Below are 18,411 nucleotides of genomic sequence, written 5' to 3'. Positions count from 1 at the left end.
GAGAGTAAGAAAGGTGTTCATAAGGCCATCGTTTCGCCTGTCAATAGCAAAAATAGCAGCCTCGATGCCGCGCCACCCGCTTTGGACCTGATTCCTGCTATATGTATGTGAAGACAGAAAGCCAGCGGATAGATCATGCGCCAGCAAACAACTCTTGAACACAGCGCCTCAGCTCGCCGTCTGCGATGTGTTTCTGCCGTCGGCGTTCCCCTCCTGTTACTGGGGCTGCTGTTCACTGTCGTGAACAACGCACAGGCACAGCAGGCCAAGGTGCTCGAAGTGTTCGTGCGCAGCGGATGTCCACACTGTGCAGATGCCAAACAGTACCTGCCACGGCTTGCGCGCGCACACCCCAACCTGCAAATCGTATACCGCTCCCTGGATACCGATCCCCGTGCCGCCGACGACCTCGAACGACACTCGCGGCGGGTGGGTGAATGGCCGCCGGGCGTCCCGACCTTCGTAATCGAGGGGCGTGTACTGGTGGGATTCGTCAGTGCCGTGGACACCGGGCCCAAGCTGGACCAACTAATCGAGGGAGGCAGCGCACCGCCGGGAAAGACTGAAGAGGCGGGGTTTGGCGACCTCAGTGTCGACCGGCTCGGCCTCCCTCTCTTCACCATTGCCCTGGGACTGATTGACGGCTTCAATCCCTGCGCCATGTGGGTTTTGCTGTTTCTGCTGTCGATTCTGGTACGGCTACAAGACCGTCGTCGCATGGCGCTGATTGCCGGCACATTTGTGCTGGTCAGCGGCGCGGTGTACTACGCGTTTATGGCTGCCTGGCTGAACCTGTTTTTAGTAGTCGGGCTAACCAGGTTCCTGCGTATTGTGCTCGCCACTATCGCCATCGTTATCGGTGTCGTTAACCTGCGAGATTTCTTTGACGGCCGCCGCAAATACACCCTGTCGATTCCCGATTCTGCCAAAAGCGGTATCTATGCCCGGGTACGCAATGTGTTGCGCGCAGACGCGCTGCTTTCGTCCATGGTCGGTGTCGCCATTCTGGCGGTGCTGGTGAACTTCATCGAACTGCTCTGCACTGCTGGCCTTCCAGCGATTTATACCGCGGTGCTTGCGCAACAAGAATTGAGTGCTCCCGGCTACTACGGCTACCTGGGACTCTACATCCTCGCCTATATTGCCGACGACGCACTGATGGTCACCCTCGCGGTCATCGCACTGGGCAGCCGCAAGCTGTCGGAACGCACGGGGCGCTGGTTGAAACTCATCAGCGGGGCGGTGATGCTGCTGCTCGGCGTGGCAATGCTGCTGTTTCCGCAACTGCTCATATAGTCAAAGCACCTGTGTCAACGCTAACATCAGCAGCAGACCGGCGCCAAAAAAACAGAAGTGCACCGCGACATCCCGCAATCCTGCCTGTTGTTTGATTTCCGGTATCAGGTCGGACGCGGCAATGTAGAGGAAATTGCCGGCGCCAAACATCATCAACCACGCCACATCGAATTGTCGCGATAGAAAATAGGCAATCAGCGCCCCCAGGGGAAAGGTCAACGCCGAAATAAGGTTCCACAGGAGAGCACGCCGACGCGACCAGCCGCCGTGCACCAACACTCCGAAGTCGCCCAACTCCTGGGGAATCTCGTGGGCGACCGCCGCGATCCAGGCGGAAATCCCCGCACGCGCATCAATCAGGAAGGTGCTGGCAATGGCGAGGCCGCCAATCAGGTTGTGGATCGCGTCGCCGAGCAGGATCAAATAAGTAACCGGCTGCTTGTCCTGTTCCGCATTGCTGCGAAGCTGACGCCGATGGGAATGGTGCCAGTGCAGCAATTGTTCCAGCAGCAAAAAGCTGCTGAAGCCCGCCATTAGCCATACCGTTGCCGGCAGTGCCGACATACTCTCCAGCCCTTGGGGCAACATGTGAAAGAAGGCTCCACCCATCAGGGTGGCGGCGGCGAGGGACACCAGTGGCAACAGTATCCGCTCCAGTGTCGATCGCCGCATAAATACGGTCACGGCACCGATCATGGCAATGGCGCTCATGATCATGCCGCCGACAAGGATCCAGACCAGTGTATCCATGGGTTCAGTCTACCGTCGGCGGAGCAACGCTGACGCTGCTGAGAAGAATGACCTCGATCTCTTCGGTAATTTCCTCCTGACGCAGCTGGTTGCTGCGGCGCTGCAGAGAATCCAGGTTCTGGTCCAGATACCGTACGGCGCCTTCCAGATGCTGCATACGCTGCAGGTTTTCGGCCATCATCGAGACAAACAGCATCTCGTGCAATGTGGCAAACAGGTACTGATCCACCAGCTCCAGTAGAAACCGCGCAGGATCAAGGTTGAGCTGCGGAGGGCCGGCCAGGGAAGCCTCGGGCGGTGACAGGTGCTGGAATGGCGGCAGCAGTTCGCAGCTGACGATGGCCTCCTGCTCCGGATCGTGAAACAGCGTCGTCAGCCTCAAGGTGTCTTCACCGGCCTGCAACTCGGTGAGGGTGTCCACCAGCCTGTTTAGTGCTCCCGGAACCTCATCCAGCACCGCCGCGCCGTCGAGCCCGGTGATCAGCCGGGGGTCGCCCTCGAGCCTGTTACAGAGCTTCTGCCCGAAGGCGATCACGCCGGTCTTTTCAACGGAAGCGCCCTTCTCGTACGTATCCAGACTGGCCAGGAGGCTTTCGTTAAAGTTGCCGCAAAAACCGCGCTCGGATCCCAGCAGCAGAAAGATATGGCGGGGTGACGCCGACGGCCCCTTTGCATCCGTCTCCGGCAAAAGATCGGGGTGAAACCTCAGGAAGTCGGCGGCGGCCCGCTCCATGGTGCGCACAATCTGCCGCTGCACATCCAGAGACTGTCCCAGGCGACGGCTTTCCATAAACGCCAGCGACTTCATCGATGACACGATCTCGCGCGCCTCGCCGAGTTTTTGCTGCTGATGTATCAACTCCCGGCGACGACTCATACCGGCTCCTTCACCCCGAGCCAGCCTCGCACTCTGCCGAGCCAGCGGTCGCGCTTATCGTCCAGAGTGAGTTCACAAGCGGCCACCTCCCGCTGCAGCTTGTCCAGTAAAGTGCGCACCTTGTCCGGATGCACCGCATCCAGCAGCCCCGCATTAAAGGCCAGCATCCAGGCCAGCTGAAATTCAATCGGCAGCGGTGAAAGGCGCTCCTGTTTCAGGATCTCTCGCAGTATGCGGCCACGACGAATCGCCTTCTCCATACTGGCCTCGAGCTTTGCGCCAAAACGGGTGAACATCTCCAGTTCCAGAAACTGCAGATAATCCAGCTTCATCCGCCCCGCCTCGCGCTTGATGGCGGGGTGCTGCGCCCGGCCACCGATGCGGGATACGGATTTGCCGATATCAATGGCGGGACGAAAACCCCCGGCGAACAGTTCCCGGTCGAGATAAACCTGGCCATCGGTGATGGAAATAAGGTTGGTGGGAATATACGCGGCGATCTCGCCTTGCTGGGTCTCGATAATGGGCAGTGCGGTCATGCTGCCGCCACCATTTTCAGGGTTGAGGCAGGTCGCCCTTTCCAGCAGTCGCGCGTGTACCGAGAAGATATCCCCGGGATAGGCTTCGCGCCCCGGTGGCCGCCGCAACAGGAGCGATAACTGCCGATAGTTTTTCGCATGGGTGGAAAGGTCGTCGTACACCACCAGGGTATGCATCCCCTTGCGCATCCAGTATTCGGCGATACTGCAGCCGGCAAATGGGGCCAGGTGCTGTAACCCTGGTAACGCGCTGGCTTCTGCCACCACCAGCGTGGTGTACTCCAGCGCGCCGTAGTCCCTCAGGATCTCGATGGTGTTGACCACCGCGGTGCGCTTTTGACCGATCAATACGTAGACGCACTGCACGCTATCGCCGCGCTGGTTGATTACCGTATCCAGCGCCAGCGAGCTGCGACCGAGTCCTTCGTCGCCCACCAGCAGTTGTCGCTGTCCGCGGCCGATGGGAATCAGGGTGTCCAGCACCTTGCTACCGGTATACAGCGGTGCATCGACAAAATCTCGCTCGACAATGGCGGGAGAGGCGGCTTCCAGCCGCCGCCACCCATTGCATTCGGGTATGCCGCGGCGGTCCAGCGGGTTCCCCAGCGGGTCTATGATGCGCCCGAGCAACGCGTCCCCCACCGCAATACCGAGCGGCTTGTCGCGCAATCGGGCCGCAGTACCGGCGGTAAGGTCCGCGGTTTCCTGCAGCAAAATCGCGCCGACCAGGTCACCGGTCAGGTCGAAAACCAGTCCCCGGCTGCCGTCATCGAAATCCAGCAAATCGTCCATCGCCGCCGTGGGCAGGCCCGCAACCCAGGCAATGCCATCGCCCACAGAGATCACCTGCCCCTGCTCGCCGATGCGCAGTCGGGGGCGGTAGCTTTTCAGCCATTCATCGCGGCGCTCGAGCAGATCGTCACTCACGGGCGGTTTCCCGTTCCAGGCGGGCGAAGCCCTTCAGCTCGTCACGCACATTGACACCCAGTACCCAGGGGCCGATGGCGATACGCAAACCCGCCATCAGTGTGCGGTCCTCGCGGAAATGGCTGCGTATATCGCCGTCCAGTATCTCGGACAGTATCTGCTCGACCTTTTCACGGTGCGCATCAGGCAGGGGGAAAGCGCTCACGACATCCACCGGCTCCGGGTGTTCCAACTGGTATCCGCGCAGAGAAGCCAACCGCTCGGGCGGCAGCTGACGCAACCCATTGAGGGTGAGTTCGAGAAGGCGTGCTTCCAGCTCCGGTCCTGCGCCCTCCTCCAGCAGTCGCGTGGCAAAACGGCTCCCCTGCTCGAGGGCACGCTGTTGTTGTTGTCGTCGCCGCTCGCGGTTTTGTTGTTGCGCAATCGCCTCCGCCTTCTGACGTTGCTGCTGCAGGGATTCTTCCAGCGCCGCTTCCCGCTTTCTGCGCTCATCATTGATTTCCCGTTGCAGTTTTTCCCGAGCAGCCTCCCGCTCGCGATCGATTTCGGCGAGGTCGCTTTCGTATTTTTGCTGCAGTTGCTGGGCGCTTTCCTGCATCTTGCGCGCTTCATCCACCCGCTGCTCTATGGCGGCCTGGCGGCGGGCAATAGCGTCCTGTAATGGCTTGTAGAAAAACCGTTTGAGAATCCACACCAGCACCAGGAAGTTGAAGATCTCGAGCAGGAAGGTCGTCCAGTTGAGTTCCATACAGGCCGCGCCCCTACCCCTTGACGATATATTCCAGCAACGGATTGCGGAACAGTACGATCAGGATGATCACCAGCACATAAATCGCCAGGGACTCGATCATCGCCAGGCCGATAAACAGCGTCCGCATGATCGATTTTTCCGCCTCGGGCTGTCGAGCCATCGCCTCCAGGGCACTGCTGATGGCGCGCCCCATGGCAAACGCCGGGCCGAGTACCCCAATGGCGATGCCGATCACCGCTGCGACTGTTGAAAGCCCGGTAAACCATGTCATATCACTCATGGTTCTCTCCCTGTGTGGTTTGTTTAAGTTGCTGTAACTGCAGGCCTCCAGCCACATAAATAAGGGCCAGCATGCCGAAAATATAGGCCTGAACCAGCGCCTCTACGATGTGCAACATGAGTATGGGAATAGGTGCGAGAAAACCCGCCACCAGCAACACCAGCAATGCGGCCATTTCCAGACTCATCATGTTGCCAAAGAGTCGCACCGCCAGTGCGACGGTGCGGGTGATTTCACTGAGTAAATGGAACGGCAGCAAAACAGGATTTGGGGAAATGTAGTGACGCAGGTAGCTGCGCAATCCCTGACTGCGGATGCCGAACCAATGCACCGACAGGAACACTAATATCGCCAGAGCGGCCGTCGCCGAAAGATCCCTCGTGGGTGAGTGCAGGCCCGGTATCAGCCCCGTCAGATTGGCGATCACGAGGTAAATCCACAGGCTGCCGATAAACGGCAACAGTAGCTTCACATGATCCGGCGCCACCGCCCGGATTGCGTCTTCCATTGCCACTACCACGCTTTCCGCCATGGTCTGAAAGCGCCCGGGCTGATCCCGCAGCCGGCGCGACAGTAACCAGGCCACCAGCGCGATCAACGCGACGATCCCGAGGGTCGTCAGCACAGTACTGGTGATGGCCAGCGGCCCTGCATTAAACAGTACCACCGGAGACAGCTCGCCGCCGTTCTCGGACATATATCCTTATTCCCGGATCAACAGGTAAACATTGAAACCACCCACCACCACACCGAGAAAAATCAGGCTCAGGGTCCAGCGCATGGAGTAGCCGGCTACAAAGCCGTCCAGCCAGCGTCCCAGGTAGGCGCCGCCGACTACCGGCAGGACAAATACCAGCCCCAGGGTGCCGATATAGATCGTCTGCGCGAGCAGTGTACGGCGGTCGTGCTCCGCCTGCTTCATCCGCCTGGCCTGCCGGCTGACGCGTTCGCGCAGTTCCTTTTCGCTATCCTTGGCCATGATAATTCCTGGTGTGCTTTACTCGTTCCCCGCTCGCCCCAGCTCCCACAGACGTCGCAATACGGATTCCTCCATGCGACGCAGACTCTCCTTCGTCTTCTGCAGGTCACGCTCCTCCGCGAGCAACTGTTTCTGCAGCCTGTCGGAAATAACGTCGTAATCACTATCGATCAGAAAGTGACGGGTACATATCTGTAGATGGTTGTCGACAAAGTAGAGAAGCCCGCCGGGCAGTGCCAGATACTGCCAGTCAGCCTCCGCACAGCGGAAACGGGCCAGGCCAAACAGCAACACGGTGATTGCGCGCTCGTGTCCGGCCTGGATGCCGAAACTGCCGGACGCATCCTCACCGACAAAGGAAACAACACCCTCGACACGCCGCTGCTCGGCGGCAGAAAGTAATTCCAGCGCAAAGATATTCACCCTGTTTTTTCCTGCATACTGCCGCGCATATAACATGCATCTTCCGGCAGTTCGTCGTAGTCCCCGCGCAGGAAGGCTTCGCAATCGTCGAGGGTGGTCTCCAGCGGCACCGACACGCCCTGCATGCCCGTTTGCGAGGTAATGACCTTGAATGGCTGGGTAAGGTAGCGTTGCAGCTTGCGCGCGCGCTCGACAGTGAGCCGGTCCCCGGGCGACAACTCCTCGATCCCCAGCATGGCAATGATGTCCTCGAGTTCGCGGTAGCGCGCGAGATGTTCCCGCACGCCCTCCGCCACCGCGTAGTGGCGGTCGCCCAGCGTGTGACGGTCCATCACCCGGCTGCTGGACAGCAGCGGCTCCACTGCGGGGTAAATCCCCTTGCCCGCCTGTGCGCGGGACAGCACCACCGATGAATCCAGATGACTGAAGATGGCGCTTACCGCGGGGTCTGTCATATCGTCCGCGGGCACATAGACCGCCTGTACCGCCGTGACGGCGCCCTCGCGAGTGGAGAGAATCCGCTCCTGTAGCTCCGCCACTTCACTGATCAGTGTGGGCTGGTAGCCCACGGTCGCGGGCATGCGGCCGAGCAGGCTGGAAATCTCGCTGCCCGCCTGCACAAAGCGGAAAATATTGTCCATCACGAACAGCACTTCCTTGTGCAGGGTGTCGCGAAGATACTCCGCGTAGGAGAGTGCCGACAGCCCAATGCGAAAGCGCACCCCGGGTGATTCGTCCATCTGTCCGAAGCACATCAGGGTCTGCGCCATCACCCCGGCTTCGCGCATTTCGTGCCACAATTCATGCCCCTCACGAATGCGCTCGCCGACGCCGGCAAATACGGATACGCCGCTATGCAATGACGCGACCGCATGCATGAACTCCATCACCAGCACGGTCTTGCCGACACCGGCGCCGCCAAACAGCCCGGTCTTGCCGCCGCGGACAAACGGACACAGCAGGTCGATGACCTTGATCCCGGTTTGCAGAATATCCCCGGTACCCACAACATCCGCGAGCGCCGCCGGCGCGCTGTGGATGTTGCGATACTCGCGCGCCTTCAGTGGATCACCACCGTCCAGCGGTTCGCCAAAAATATTCAGCAGGCGGCCCAGACACTCGGGGCTCGCCGGCACATGTAACGGAGCGCCGGTATCGAATACCGCCAGCCCCCGGCGCAGCCCGGCGGTGCGGTGCAGGGTGATGGCGCGCACGTGATGCTGGTCGAGATGCTGATGCACTTCAAACAGGTAATCATCGCTGTTGATGGATGCGCGCAGCGCCTGGCGTATGGGGGGCAATGACGCGCAGCGGATGACCACAACCGGCCCATGCACTTCCGCAATAGTGCCGATGGGCCGGACTTCCACTTTGGTCTCCGCCATATTTAGCGCCTCAGGTCACCGCCGAAAGGCGGGCTTTTTGCCCGATGGCGGATTGCAACAGAATTTATTGGGGTTTATTTCATGCCGTGCGTTTCCCTCTAGAATAGAAGGAGTCTGCCGCTTTGGCGCGCGCTGTTTGGAATGCACGGCGCCTTTGCCGCCAGTCAGCATCTGCACTGACAGTTTTCTCCACAACTGTCGCAATAGTTGTCGCAACAGTTTTCGCCAGCCGGTGCAGTGAAATGGACCACCCAGGGTATTGGTGTCCCGACATGGATAACGATAAACAGCCGGCCATTCGTGCCGAGAACCTGAGCAAAATTTACGGCAGCGGTGAATCCAGGGTTTACGCACTGCGCGGCGTGAGCCTGTCCGTGCCGCGGGGTGAAATGGTGGTACTGCTGGGGCCGTCCGGGAGCGGCAAGTCCACCCTTTTGAACATTCTCGGCGGCCTCGATTCCCCCACCGAAGGACAGGTGTATTTCGACCACGAGGAGCTGACCGCCTTCGACGACCGGCACCTGACCTGGTTTCGGCGGGAATACGTGGGCTTCGTGTTCCAGTTTTACAACCTGATCCCGAGCCTGACTGCGCGGGAAAATGTGGCCCTGGTAACGGAAATCGCACAGGACCCGATGACCCCGGAACAGGCGTTGGAACTGGTTGGCCTTGCCGCGCGGATGGATCATTTTCCCGCACAGCTTTCCGGTGGCGAACAGCAGCGGGTAGCCATTGCCCGCGCCATCGCCAAGCAGCCGCGTGTGCTGATGTGCGATGAACCCACGGGTGCACTGGACAGCAAAACCGGCATCGTGGTGCTCGAAGCCATTGCCCGGGTCAACCGCGAGCTCGGCACGACCACGATGGTGATCACCCATAATGCCGCCATCGCCGACATGGCGGACCGCGTGTTGAGCATGGCCGACGGCCAGATTCAGAACACGGAAGTCAATGCGCAGCCCTGCGCCCCTGCGGACCTGAGCTGGTAACGCTGCGGTGATCGAGCTTTTCTCCCCACTCGACCGCAAACTGCTGCGCGACCTCTGGGCCATCAAGGGCCAGGCTCTCGCGATTGCGGTGGTAATCGGCTGTGGCGTTGGAATGTACCTGATGTCGAAAGGCATGCTCGTCTCTCTCGCCGATACTCGTGCGGCCTACTACGAGCGCTACCGCTTCGCCGATGTGTGGGCCCCGGTGAAACGCGCCCCCGATGCCCTGCTGGAGCAGATCACTGAACTGCCCGGGGTGCGCCGTGCGGAAACGCGCATTCGCGCTGGCGTGATTCTCGATGTCGAGGGCGCCGCCGCGCCCATCACCGGCGAGATCCAGTCCCTGCCCGCGATCCGCGGCCCCCATATCAATGATTTTGTGTTGCGGCGTGGGCGCTATCCCGACCCGGTGCGGGAAGAGGAGGTACTGGCACTCGAGGCCTTCGCCGAAGCCCATGAACTGGTTCCGGGAGATCACCTGTACGCCATCCTCAATGGCACGAAGAAAAAGCTCACCGTGACCGGCGTGGCGCTGGCACCGGAGTATGTGTACGCCATTTCACCCGGGGAAATCGTACCGGACAAAAAGCGTTTTGGGGTTTTATGGATGCACCGGGAAGCTCTGGGGCATGCGTTTGATCTGGACGGGGCGTTCAACGAAGCGGTGCTGCTCACGTCCGGCAGCGAGTATGAAGAAGCGCTGCTGGAGCAACTGGATCAGCTGTTGAAACGCTATGGCGCTACCGGCGCCTACGGCCGCGAGCAGCAGATTTCCGATCAGTTTCTCAGCAATGAAATTCAACAACTCGAAACCATGGGACGGCTGCTGCCTCCCATCTTTTTACTGGTGGCGGCATTCCTGCTGAATGTGGTGATCGGACGTCTCGTCGATACCGAGCGGGAACAGATAGGCCTGCTGAAAGCATTTGGCTATGGCAACCGGGACGTGGCCAGGCACTATCTTAAAATGATTGGCGCCATCACCGTCCTCGGGATTGTTATCGGCATCGCACTGGGATTGTGGCTTGGCCATGGGCTGGCGCGTATGTATATGGATTACTTCAAGTTTCCCTTTCTGCTGTTTAGCGCGCCGCCAGACGTCTATCTTGTGGCTATCGGCTTCAGCCTGCTGGTGGCGGCCGTCGGCACGTTTGGCGCGCTGCGCAGGGTGGTGCGTCTGGACCCGGCGGTGGCGATGGTGCCGCCGCCACCGCCGGATTACAGTCGCTCTTTCCGCGGGCTCGAGCGCTTGATCCGGGGCATTGACCAGCCGTCACGGATGATCATCAGGCACCTGTACCGGTGGCCAAGGCGCGCCGCGATGACCACCACCGGAATCGGCATGGCCATGGGGCTGCTGATCGGTTCGAGTTTCTCCCTGGATGCGATGATGTACATGGTAGACATCAGTTTCAACGTCATCGACCGTCAGGACGTGACGGTGAACTTCGTGGAGCCGCGCAACATCCGCGCGATTCAGGATGTATTGCACGCGCCCGGTGCCATGAGTGCGGAGCCCTTCCGCGCCATTCCCGCGGTGCTGCGCAACGGTACCCGCACTCGCCGCGAGGCCATCATCGGCCTGCAACCGGATGCGGAACTGAGCCGAGTGGTCGACACCCGGTTACAGCCGGTTGTCCTGCCCCGCTCCGGCATCGTGTTGTCGGACAAACTGGCGGAGCTGCTGGACATTCACACCGGTGAATTGCTTCGGCTTGAAATTCGCACCGGACGGCGCCCGGAACTGGACGTGCCAGTGAGCGGTATCGTAAAAACCTATATGGGTACGGCAGCCTACATGGATCTGGCATTTATGAATCGGATACTGCGGGAAGACACCGTGATTTCCGGCAGCTACCTGCTGGTGGACCCGGCGCATACCGATGCGTTTTACCACGCCCTGAAAAATACTCCGGTAGTCGCCGGCGTCAGCCTGCAGGAGCAGGCCCAGAATGCCTTTTACGATACCCTGCAGGAGAGCCTCGGCACCTTCGTATTTTTCAACACCCTGTTTGCGGGGCTGATCGCCCTCGGGGTCGTGTATAACAGCGCGCGCATATCCCTGTCAGAGCGCGGCCGTGAACTGGCCAGCCTGCGGGTACTTGGGCTCACCCGCGGGGAAGTTTCCTATATATTGCTTGGCGAACTCGCCCTTCTCACCTTGCTGGCACTGCCCCTCGGGGCCCTGCTCGGTTACCTGCTGGCCTGGACCCTGGTACAGTCATTCGATACCGAGCTATTCCGCATTCCCCTGATCATCAATCCCTCCACGTATGGCTACGCCGCACTGGTGGTGATGCTGTCCGCACTCGCCTCGGGTATTCTGGTGCATCGACGTATCCAGCAGCTGGACCTGATCGCGGTCCTGAAAACCCGTGAGTGATACAGGGGTAATATAGGAAGTCCTATGGCGAGAAATACGGGACGGAAATTGTTCAAACGCATCGTGGGCGCCGGCATGCTCGCGGGCGTATTGGCGTTTTTTGTCTACGCATTTCTCCCGCAACCGGTACCGGTAGATATGGCAGAGGTAACCCGCGGACCCATGCAGGTCGCGGTGACAGACGAGGGTTACACCCGCGTGCACGACGTGTTTGTGGTGTCGGCACCGGTGACCGGCTACCTGCTGCGGATTCAGAGTGAAGTGGGCGATACGGTAACGGCCGACACCAGCAAACTTGCCGAGCTTCTTCCAACGCACCCGCAGTTTCTCGATGAGCGCAGCCGCAGTCAGGCGGAAGCCGCCATCCGCAGTGCCGAGGCAGCAGTGAAGCTCTCCACCGCCGAGCGTCACGATGCGCAAGCGCAACTGGCCTTTGCCGAGTCTGATGCCAAGCGCGCGCGGGCGCTCGCCAGAAAAGGCCATCTATCCAAGGTCGCGCTCGAGCGCGCGGAGCTGGCCCTGGACAGCGCCGAGGCCGCGCTGGATACCGCACGTGCCGCAGAGCGGGTAAGCCAGGGTCAACTGGACAATGCGCGCGCCGCATTGATTAAGCCGGCACGAGGCACCCCGAAAGTGGACGATGGCAACCTGGTGGAAGTAACGGCGCCGGTGGGGGGCCGCGTACTTCGGCTGTTACAGGAAAGCGAACGGGTGGTGGTAGCCGGCACGCCGTTGCTGGAAATCGGCAACCCGGGGCAACTGGAAATCGTCATCGACCTGCTGTCCCGGGACGCGGTAAAAGTCGACGCGGGGGCGCCAGTGAATATTACCCACTGGGGCGGCGACAAGCCGCTGAATGGTCGTGTACGTCTTGTGGAACCCTTCGGCTTTACCAAGATTTCGGCACTCGGTATCGAGGAACAGCGGGTCAACGTGATCGTCGATTTTATCGATTCGAAAGAAACCTGGTCGCGTCTGGGGCATGGCTACCGGGTGGATGCCGCCATTGAGATATGGCGCGCAGACAATGTGGTTCAGGTGCCCACCGGCGCCCTGTTCCGCCATCAGCAAGCCTGGGCCGTGTTCAGGATCATCGGCGACCGCGCTGTGCGCACCGAAGTGACAGTCGGACACAACAACGGTCGCGTGGCGGAAATTCTCGATGGGGTGGAGCCCGGAGAGGCCATCGTCCTGCACCCCAGTGAGAGAATCACAGACGGGGTTAAAGTGACGCGGCGCACCCTTTGATCCCCTTTGACCCCGTTTGAAACTGCGGATTCCGCTGTCGAATACGGGCACCGTCAGCCGAGTGCGGAGGCCTGGTGACCTGCAGGCAGGCTCACGCACTCACCCGGAGTGAAACGGGCAATCAGCATATCCGCGGCAACTGCTCCCCGGGAAGCCTGTCCAGCAACCGCTCATACCCCAGTGCATTCTCCAGGACCGCCTGTGGTCGCGCGACATTGCGCACTTCGCCAATAACCTGGCAACCTTCCGACACAGGGCACCCGCACAGGATTGATTGCGCACGTGCTGCGTCTTGTTCCGGAACAAAGGCGATAAATCGGCCTTCATTGGCCACATACAGCGGATCCAGGCCCAAAATCTCACAGGCGCCCTGCACCGGCGTGCACACCGGAATGTCGTCTTCCCGTGCCAGCAACTGGTACCCCGAACTCTCCGCCAGCTCCACCAGTACGGTCGCCAGACCACCGCGAGTGAGGTCGCGCAGGCAGTGCACGACAATGCCTGCGTTCAACAGTTTTGCGACGGCGCCGTGTAACGGCGCGCAGTCACTTTGCAGCGGGCTTTCGAATTCCAGCCCCTCCCGGGTTGCCATGATGGTCATACCATGCCGCCCGATATCGCCGGACAGCAGGATCCGGTCACCCGGTTGGATCTGACCGGGCCCAATCTGCAGTGGCTGCTCCAGCATGCCGATCCCGGACGTATTGATATACAGTCCGTCACCCTTGCCCCGCTCCACAACTTTGGTATCGCCGGTCACCAGCGCCACGCCCACCTCGGCCGCCGCTTCGCCCATGGAAGCCATTACCCTGTCGAGGGTCTCCATCGGCAGGCCTTCCTCAAGAATCAGGCTGCAGCTCAGATAGAGCGGCCTGGCGCCACTCATTGCGAGGTCGTTGACGGTTCCGTAGACCGCGAGTTTGCCGATGTCGCCGCCGGGAAAAAACAGCGGCGTGACGACATACGAGTCGGTGGTGAATACCAGCTGCTGGTCGCCCAGCGGGAGCACCGAACTGTCGCGCCCCTCGGCTACCCACGGATTGTTGAAATACGGGAATATGTGTTTTTGCAGTAGTTGCTGGCTCAGTTCACCACCGCTGCCATGCCCAAGTCGTACAAGTTCATCGGTTTCTACAGGGATGGGGCATTCAATATTCATTGTCAGTCACCAGCCGGTTGTAGCGGTAGTAGGCGGCACAGGCACCTTCCGAGGAGACCATGGGTGCGCCCAGGGGCCGCTGGGGGTTGCAGGCGCGGCCGAAGTGCGGGCAGTCGGCAGGTTTTTTGCGGCCCTGCATGATCTCGCCACTGATACATCCATTGTCTTCGGGCGCTGATTCCAGCGCGAGCTCGAACTTGCGCGCCGCATCAAACGTGGAAAATGCCCGGCGCAATCGCAGGCCACTGGCTTCGATCGTTCCTACACCCCGCCAGGTTTGGGCGGACACTTCGAATACCTCTTTCAGCAATTGCTGCGCAGGGATATTGCCCTGTTGCTGTACGGCACGGCGGTACTGGTTTTCAACCGTACAGCGGCCCCGCTCCAGCTGGCGCACGCACATCAGCACGCCCTCAAGTACATCCAGCGGCTCGAATCCGGTGACCACCAGCGGAATACGGTATTTTTGCGCGAGCGCATGGTACTGGGCATAGCCGGTCACCGCGCACACATGGCCGGCAGCGAGGAACCCTTGCACGCGGTTGCCCGTGGCAGAACAGATGGTCTCGATGGCGGGAGGAACAAGGAAGTGGGAAACCAGCACAGAAAAATTACGTAACCGTTTCTGCCGGGCCAGGAATACGGCCATGGCATTTGCCGGGGCGGTGGTCTCGAAGCCTATTGCAAAAAAAACGACTTCCCTTTCCGGGTTTTGCTCCGCCAGTTCCACGGCGTGTAGCGGCGAGTAGACCGCACGAACATCTCCGCCAGCGGCCTTCACCGAGAGCAGATCCCGGTGGCTGCCGGGCACCCGCAGCATATCCCCGAAGGAACAGAAAATAACGTCAGGACGGCCAGCGATGGCAATGGCCTTGTCGATGATCTCCAGCGAGGTGACACAAACCGGACAACCGGGCCCGTGTACCAGCTCAACCGATTCTGGCAAAAACTGCTGTAACCCGTACTTAACGATGGCATGAGTTTGCCCACCACAGACCTCCATGATGGTCCACGGCCGCGTGGTAATGCGAGCGATCTCCCCGGCAATTTTGTCGATTGCCGGTTTCTGCCGGTATTCGTTCACGTATTTCATTGTTCTGCGGCCCTCCGCTGCTCACCAATCTGATCGAGATCGCGGAATATCTGTTGTGCCTGTGCCTCGTCAATCCGGCTGATGGCGAAGCCGACATGGACAATGACGTAGTCGCCGACAGCCACTTCCGGCACGAAGGCGAGATTGATCACCTTGCGGATACCACCGAAACTCACATGCGCACTGCGCTCGAGCGGTGAATCATTGAGAAACTCCTCCACCCGACCGGGAACGGCTAGACACATAAGGAACCCCCCTCCTCTGTCAGCACACCGCTTGCTGCCATACAGCGTGCGTAATAGATCTGGCCGAGAGCAATGCCGCCATCATTTGGCGGCACGCTGCCATGGCTGTGCGCCTGGAAACCCTGTTGCCGCAACTTCGACGCGGCGGCTTCCGTCAGTCGACAATTCTGGAATACCCCGCCCGAGAGAAATACATGCTCCTCACCGGCCGTTGCGGCCACCGCACAGAGCATTTCAACCAGCGTGTTGTGAAACTTTGCCGCGCGCTCCGCCACAGGGGCGCCATCCGCGCCCTCCTCTATCAGGGCTTTGATGGCAGGCCGCCAATCGACGATCCAGCGGTCTCCGTCATGAGTAAGTCTGAACGGGTAGTTGTCTGGAGACTCCCCGCCTCGTGCTGCGTACTCCACCGCCATGGCCGCCTGTCCCTCGAAGGTCATTTCATCGCACAGGCCGAGCAGTGCTGCGACTGCGTCAAACAGGCGTCCCGCGCTGGTACAACACGGGCTATTCAGGTCTGTCTCCAACATCCTCGCCAGATACCCGATTTCTTGCCGAGAGAATCGATCCCGCAGCACCGGGAGTTGCAGCGCGTCTTTGCCGTGGAGCTCGTAAAGCAGCCCCGCTGCACAGCGGTACGGATCGCGTACCGCGCGTTCGCCGCCTGGTAACGCAAAGCTTTTCAGGCTGGCAATGCGCTGAATCTTCGCGCCGCCATCCCAGCGCAGGAATTCACCGCCCCATACGGTGCCGTCAGTTCCGTAGCCGGTACCGTCCCAGCATATCCCCAGCGCGGATTGCCGGTGCCCATGCTCCGCCATACAGGAAAAAAAATGCGCGATGTGATGTTGTATGCGTATGACTTCGGTGCGACGGTTCTTCGCCCACCGGCTTGAGACATAGCCCGGGTGTGCATCACACAGCAGGCGATGTGGCTTTGCCTGGTAGAACGACTGAAAGTCACTGATTGCGCGTTCGAATACTTCCAGCGCGACCGGGCTCTCCAGGTCACCTATATGCGGGCTCGCAAACACCGTGGTATTGCGTGCAAGCGCCACGCTGTTTTTGAAGTCTGCGCCGAGGGCGATCATGTCGCAGGACCCGGACGCCCGTTCCGACAAGACCTGTGGCAAGACGTGCGGCACTGGCGCATAGCCCCGTGCACGGCGAAGCATCACCGGTTTTCCGTCCATTACACGCAGTACCGAATCATCCAGCGGGCGCGATATGGGGCGATCGTGTAGTAAAAAGCAGTCGGCAATGCCGCTCAGGCGTATGCGAGCCTCGCTGTTTTCCGTGCAGATAGGCTCGCCGGAAAGGTTTCCACTGGTGGCCACGATCGGGCGCTGCAGTGCCTCAATCAGCAGTTGGTGTAACGGCGATGCCGGGAGCATGATCCCCAGATCCGGATTGCGGGGGGAGACTTGAGGGGATAGCGCCGGATGGGCCGGCTCGCGCTGCTGTACAAGTACGATCGGTCTCTGCGGCGCACACAGCAGACGTTCCTCCTGCTGTGTCAGCGCGCAGTACTCGCGCACCATATCCATATTAGGGAATAGCAACGCAAATGGTTTGTGCGAGCGGTGCTTTCTGCTTCTCAACTTCAGTACTGCGGGGGTGCTGGACGCGTCGGCCAGTAACTGAAAACCGCCCACGCCTTTGAGGGCGACTGTTTTACCGGCATCGATATCGGCAACCGCCTGCTGCAAGGCCTCATCACCGGTGGCGAGGCAATTGCCGGCACTGTCGCACAACTGCAGTTGCGGACCACACGCCGGGCAGGCATTCGGTTCCGCATGAAAGCGCCGATCCAGGGGATCCCGATATTCGCGCTCACAGGATTCACACAGAGTGAAATGGCGCATGGCCGTGTTGGCGCGGTCGTAGGGTAGCCCCTCGGAAATACTGTAGCGAGGGCCGCACTGGGTGCAGTTGATAAACGGATACCGATAGCGTCGATCTGTGGGGTCCGACAATTCACGCAGGCACTCGCCGCACGGTGCGAGGTCAGGCATAACGATGCCGTTTGCTTCGGGGGTGGCAATACTTTCCCGGATAACGAACGTGGATTCGCTCTGTGGCCGAATACTGGCGCTGGTGAGTCTGTCGATACGCGATTGTGGCGGCCGCTCTCTGCGTAGCCTCTGGGTAAACTGTTCCAGTTGGTCCGCGGTGCCCTGCACTTCGATATAGACGCCGTTCGAGTTATTGGCTACCCAACCGGTCAGTTCACAATCCTGTGCAAGGCGGTAAACAAATGGACGGAAGCCGACCCCCTGCACCACACCGGCAATCTCGAATTGCTTGCGCGCACATTGTTCAGTGCTCATCGCGCTCTTCAAACTCGAGGCTATCGAGAATGATCTCCTGGGCTTCGGCATGATGGATGTCGGTGTGCTCTTCGATAAGCAGCCGCAGCCCCTCCAGCGGCGTACCACTGGTTTCCTGTTCAAAGTGTTCTCGCAGGTGCTCCGCCGATATATGCGCGAGCGCACCCAGTCGCAGTCTTGCGGCTATAAGACGGCCGCGCTCAGCGCCCGCCAGCGAGTAGATTTTATCCACCAGATTTCTGATCAGGGATTGTTCGTGCATGGCGGACCTCCTGTCTGCGCAATAAGATGTTGCAAAATTTTCTGTTCGGCGCCTGCTACGGCACGGGCAACGGGTGGTGACAATTCGGTGCTGCTGGAAAAGTTTCCCCCGCAGATGGCACAGATTCTCAATTCCAGTGGCAGAGCATCCATGATGCGCCCCAGTGCCAGCGCTTCACCCAGATTGAGGCCGTGGCTCGAGGTGGTACTGGCGCTGTCTGGCAGGGCCTCCGCCAGTCCGTCCAGCCACAAAATCTCCCCCACCTCCCGGGTGTCGTCACATACCGCATCCACCAGGCATACCCGACGTCCGCGCCAGTCTTCCAGCAGCCGGGTCATATCGCCGGTGTTTTCGATACAGGTGACCGCGCAATCTTCCCGGCTGCGCAGGCGCTCCAGCAGATAAGGCCCAACACCGTCATCCCCGCGAAAGCGGTGCCCGAGGCTGATCACAACCCAGTCCGTAATCGCAGATTGTGATGGCGACGTCTGCATT

The 18,411-nt window shown here is 60.2% G+C and carries 19 protein-coding genes; 4 read left to right on the top strand and 15 right to left on the bottom strand.

Features of this window, described 5'->3' with window-relative positions:
* The first annotated feature begins 135 nt into the window (after positions 1–135).
* Complete coding sequence (locus GTQ55_RS09010; RefSeq protein ID WP_161858435.1) at positions 136–1,296, top strand: glutaredoxin domain-containing protein; 1,161 nt, start codon at positions 136–138, stop codon at positions 1,294–1,296.
* Here the strand turns inward: GTQ55_RS09010 and GTQ55_RS09005 are convergent, their stop codons facing one another.
* Genes GTQ55_RS09005 through atpD form a run of 9 tightly spaced genes read right to left on the bottom strand, consistent with a single transcriptional unit; the run spans position 1,297 to position 8,207 of the window.
* Complete coding sequence (locus GTQ55_RS09005) at positions 1,297–2,046, bottom strand: ZIP family metal transporter (RefSeq protein WP_161858434.1); 750 nt, start codon at positions 2,044–2,046, stop codon at positions 1,297–1,299.
* A 4-nt stretch (positions 2,047–2,050) separates the two neighbouring features.
* The gene (locus GTQ55_RS09000) at positions 2,051–2,923 is read right to left on the bottom strand and encodes a F0F1 ATP synthase subunit gamma (protein WP_161858433.1); all 873 of its coding nucleotides are present in this window, start codon (positions 2,921–2,923) and stop codon (positions 2,051–2,053) included.
* A complete protein-coding gene (locus tag GTQ55_RS08995) occupies positions 2,920–4,389 on the bottom strand; it encodes a F0F1 ATP synthase subunit alpha (RefSeq protein ID WP_161858432.1) in 1,470 nt (489 codons plus the stop codon). Before GTQ55_RS08995 ends, GTQ55_RS09000 begins: the two co-directional genes overlap by 4 nt.
* Positions 4,382–5,137, bottom strand: a complete 756-nt coding sequence (locus GTQ55_RS08990) for a F0F1 ATP synthase subunit delta (RefSeq protein ID WP_161858431.1) — start codon at positions 5,135–5,137, stop codon at positions 4,382–4,384. Before GTQ55_RS08990 ends, GTQ55_RS08995 begins: the two co-directional genes overlap by 8 nt.
* A gap of 13 nt (positions 5,138–5,150) precedes the next feature.
* A complete protein-coding gene (gene atpE / locus GTQ55_RS08985; protein WP_161858430.1) occupies positions 5,151–5,420 on the bottom strand; it encodes an ATP synthase F0 subunit C in 270 nt (89 codons plus the stop codon).
* Positions 5,413–6,117, bottom strand: coding sequence for a F0F1 ATP synthase subunit A (locus tag GTQ55_RS08980; RefSeq protein ID WP_161858429.1), 705 nt, complete (start codon positions 6,115–6,117; stop codon positions 5,413–5,415). The genes atpE and GTQ55_RS08980 overlap by 8 nt, the downstream gene beginning before the upstream one ends.
* Before the next feature lie 6 nt (positions 6,118–6,123).
* Positions 6,124–6,399 (bottom strand): AtpZ/AtpI family protein, encoded by a 276-nt coding sequence (locus GTQ55_RS08975; RefSeq protein WP_183946536.1) that lies wholly within the window; start codon positions 6,397–6,399, stop codon positions 6,124–6,126.
* 18 nt (positions 6,400–6,417) lie between these two features.
* Positions 6,418–6,822 (bottom strand): F0F1 ATP synthase subunit delta/epsilon, encoded by a 405-nt coding sequence (locus GTQ55_RS08970; protein ID WP_202620605.1) that lies wholly within the window; start codon positions 6,820–6,822, stop codon positions 6,418–6,420.
* Positions 6,819–8,207, bottom strand: a complete 1,389-nt coding sequence (gene atpD / locus GTQ55_RS08965; RefSeq protein ID WP_161858427.1) for a F0F1 ATP synthase subunit beta — start codon at positions 8,205–8,207, stop codon at positions 6,819–6,821. The genes GTQ55_RS08970 and atpD overlap by 4 nt, the downstream gene beginning before the upstream one ends.
* 272 nt (positions 8,208–8,479) lie before the next feature.
* Between atpD and GTQ55_RS08960 the strand changes: the two genes are divergently transcribed.
* Genes GTQ55_RS08960 through GTQ55_RS08950 form a run of 3 tightly spaced genes read left to right on the top strand, consistent with a single transcriptional unit; the run spans position 8,480 to position 12,827 of the window.
* The gene (locus GTQ55_RS08960) at positions 8,480–9,196 is read left to right on the top strand and encodes an ABC transporter ATP-binding protein (protein WP_161858426.1); all 717 of its coding nucleotides are present in this window, start codon (positions 8,480–8,482) and stop codon (positions 9,194–9,196) included.
* A gap of 7 nt (positions 9,197–9,203) precedes the next feature.
* Positions 9,204–11,579, top strand: a complete 2,376-nt coding sequence (locus GTQ55_RS08955; RefSeq protein WP_202620604.1) for an ABC transporter permease — start codon at positions 9,204–9,206, stop codon at positions 11,577–11,579.
* Between the two features lie 24 nt (positions 11,580–11,603).
* Positions 11,604–12,827, top strand: coding sequence for an efflux RND transporter periplasmic adaptor subunit (locus GTQ55_RS08950; protein WP_161858425.1), 1,224 nt, complete (start codon positions 11,604–11,606; stop codon positions 12,825–12,827).
* Between the two features lie 121 nt (positions 12,828–12,948).
* On the opposite strand, the gene hypE is transcribed toward GTQ55_RS08950, so the two are convergent.
* From hypE to GTQ55_RS08920, 6 genes are read right to left on the bottom strand one after another with little or no spacing between them, the layout of a single operon-like run.
* Positions 12,949–13,986 carry a hydrogenase expression/formation protein HypE gene (hypE, locus tag GTQ55_RS08945; protein ID WP_161858424.1) on the bottom strand — a complete coding sequence of 346 codons (1,038 nt, stop codon included), beginning with the start codon at positions 13,984–13,986 and terminating at the stop codon, positions 12,949–12,951.
* Entirely contained in the window at positions 13,976–15,079 is a 1,104-nt protein-coding gene (gene hypD, locus GTQ55_RS08940; RefSeq protein WP_161858423.1) for a hydrogenase formation protein HypD, read from the bottom strand. Before hypD ends, hypE begins: the two co-directional genes overlap by 11 nt.
* Positions 15,076–15,324: a HypC/HybG/HupF family hydrogenase formation chaperone gene (locus tag GTQ55_RS08935; protein ID WP_161858422.1), complete on the bottom strand. Its 249-nt coding sequence runs from the start codon at positions 15,322–15,324 to the stop codon at positions 15,076–15,078. Before GTQ55_RS08935 ends, hypD begins: the two co-directional genes overlap by 4 nt.
* Positions 15,315–17,654, bottom strand: a complete 2,340-nt coding sequence (gene hypF / locus GTQ55_RS08930) for a carbamoyltransferase HypF (protein WP_161858421.1) — start codon at positions 17,652–17,654, stop codon at positions 15,315–15,317. Before hypF ends, GTQ55_RS08935 begins: the two co-directional genes overlap by 10 nt.
* Complete coding sequence (locus GTQ55_RS08925) at positions 17,644–17,916, bottom strand: hydrogenase/urease maturation nickel metallochaperone HypA (protein ID WP_161858420.1); 273 nt, start codon at positions 17,914–17,916, stop codon at positions 17,644–17,646. Before GTQ55_RS08925 ends, hypF begins: the two co-directional genes overlap by 11 nt.
* A complete protein-coding gene (locus GTQ55_RS08920) occupies positions 17,898–18,410 on the bottom strand; it encodes a hydrogenase maturation protease (RefSeq protein ID WP_161858419.1) in 513 nt (170 codons plus the stop codon). The genes GTQ55_RS08925 and GTQ55_RS08920 overlap by 19 nt, the downstream gene beginning before the upstream one ends.
* Between the last annotated feature and the right edge of the window lies 1 nt (position 18,411).

This window comes from Microbulbifer hydrolyticus (genome assembly GCF_009931115.1).
Taxonomy (GTDB): Bacteria; Pseudomonadota; Gammaproteobacteria; order Pseudomonadales; family Cellvibrionaceae; genus Microbulbifer; species Microbulbifer hydrolyticus.
The sequence above is the reverse complement of the archived record's forward strand: the minus strand, read 5'-3'. Positions and strand labels throughout refer to the sequence as shown.

What these genes read in the sequence shown, in the direction of transcription:
- atpE (WP_161858430.1), bottom strand. Translation starts at nt 5,420, where the DNA reads ATGAGTGATATGACATGGTTTACCGGGCTTTCAACAGTCGCAGCGGTG.
- GTQ55_RS08990 (WP_161858431.1), bottom strand. Translation starts at nt 5,137, where the DNA reads ATGGAACTCAACTGGACGACCTTCCTGCTCGAGATCTTCAACTTCCTG.
- GTQ55_RS09000 (WP_161858433.1), bottom strand. Translation starts at nt 2,923, where the DNA reads ATGAGTCGTCGCCGGGAGTTGATACATCAGCAGCAAAAACTCGGCGAG.
- GTQ55_RS09010 (WP_161858435.1), top strand. Translation starts at nt 136, where the DNA reads ATGCGCCAGCAAACAACTCTTGAACACAGCGCCTCAGCTCGCCGTCTG.
- hypD (WP_161858423.1), bottom strand. Translation starts at nt 15,079, where the DNA reads ATGAAATACGTGAACGAATACCGGCAGAAACCGGCAATCGACAAAATT.
- GTQ55_RS08950 (WP_161858425.1), top strand. Translation starts at nt 11,604, where the DNA reads ATGGCGAGAAATACGGGACGGAAATTGTTCAAACGCATCGTGGGCGCC.
- GTQ55_RS08960 (WP_161858426.1), top strand. Translation starts at nt 8,480, where the DNA reads ATGGATAACGATAAACAGCCGGCCATTCGTGCCGAGAACCTGAGCAAA.
- GTQ55_RS08980 (WP_161858429.1), bottom strand. Translation starts at nt 6,117, where the DNA reads ATGTCCGAGAACGGCGGCGAGCTGTCTCCGGTGGTACTGTTTAATGCA.
- GTQ55_RS08920 (WP_161858419.1), bottom strand. Translation starts at nt 18,410, where the DNA reads ATGCAGACGTCGCCATCACAATCTGCGATTACGGACTGGGTTGTGATC.
- GTQ55_RS09005 (WP_161858434.1), bottom strand. Translation starts at nt 2,046, where the DNA reads ATGGATACACTGGTCTGGATCCTTGTCGGCGGCATGATCATGAGCGCC.
- GTQ55_RS08925 (WP_161858420.1), bottom strand. Translation starts at nt 17,916, where the DNA reads ATGCACGAACAATCCCTGATCAGAAATCTGGTGGATAAAATCTACTCG.
- atpD (WP_161858427.1), bottom strand. Translation starts at nt 8,207, where the DNA reads ATGGCGGAGACCAAAGTGGAAGTCCGGCCCATCGGCACTATTGCGGAA.
- GTQ55_RS08935 (WP_161858422.1), bottom strand. Translation starts at nt 15,324, where the DNA reads ATGTGTCTAGCCGTTCCCGGTCGGGTGGAGGAGTTTCTCAATGATTCA.
- GTQ55_RS08975 (WP_183946536.1), bottom strand. Translation starts at nt 6,399, where the DNA reads ATGGCCAAGGATAGCGAAAAGGAACTGCGCGAACGCGTCAGCCGGCAG.
- hypE (WP_161858424.1), bottom strand. Translation starts at nt 13,986, where the DNA reads ATGAATATTGAATGCCCCATCCCTGTAGAAACCGATGAACTTGTACGA.
- hypF (WP_161858421.1), bottom strand. Translation starts at nt 17,654, where the DNA reads ATGAGCACTGAACAATGTGCGCGCAAGCAATTCGAGATTGCCGGTGTG.